Origin of the sequence: Chimaeribacter coloradensis, assembly GCF_002858715.1 — a bacterium.
Classification (GTDB): domain Bacteria; phylum Pseudomonadota; class Gammaproteobacteria; order Enterobacterales; family Enterobacteriaceae; genus Chimaeribacter; species Chimaeribacter coloradensis.
In genome coordinates this window covers 1-364 of sequence record NZ_PJZH01000087.1, presented here as the reverse complement: position 1 = coordinate 364, position 364 = coordinate 1, and the positions used below count along the sequence as shown (strand labels likewise).

Sequence of the window (364 nt, the reverse complement as noted above, 5' to 3'; positions counted from 1 at the left end):
GTCATGGCTCAGATAGCGGGTGATGCGCGGCCGGCTGGGGGCACGCCGGCGCCGCGCCAGCGCGAGCGGATTGCCAGCCAGGTAGCCCGCCTCGGTGAGCCAGGCGAAGCCGGCATTCAGGATGACCAGCGCCTGGCGCACGCTGCCGGGCGACAGCGGCCCGGCAAAGGGGCGCCAGTCCGGATGGCTGCGCGCGAGCTTCTTGCTGCCGGTCAGGACCCAGCGCGCGGCCGGTTGCGGATCGGCGAGGAAGCGCGCGTAGGCGAGCAGGTCTTCGTGCGTGAGCGAGGACAGTGGCTTGCCCAGCTGCAGGACCGCCCACAGGATCAGCCGCTCCACCTCGCGCCGGTAGGTTTGGAGCGTC

Annotated in this window: 1 pseudogene; it reads right to left on the bottom strand. The window is 72.3% G+C overall.

What is annotated here, in order from left to right:
• Positions 1-364: pseudogene (locus CYR32_RS21260) on the bottom strand (integrase); the annotation flags it as partial.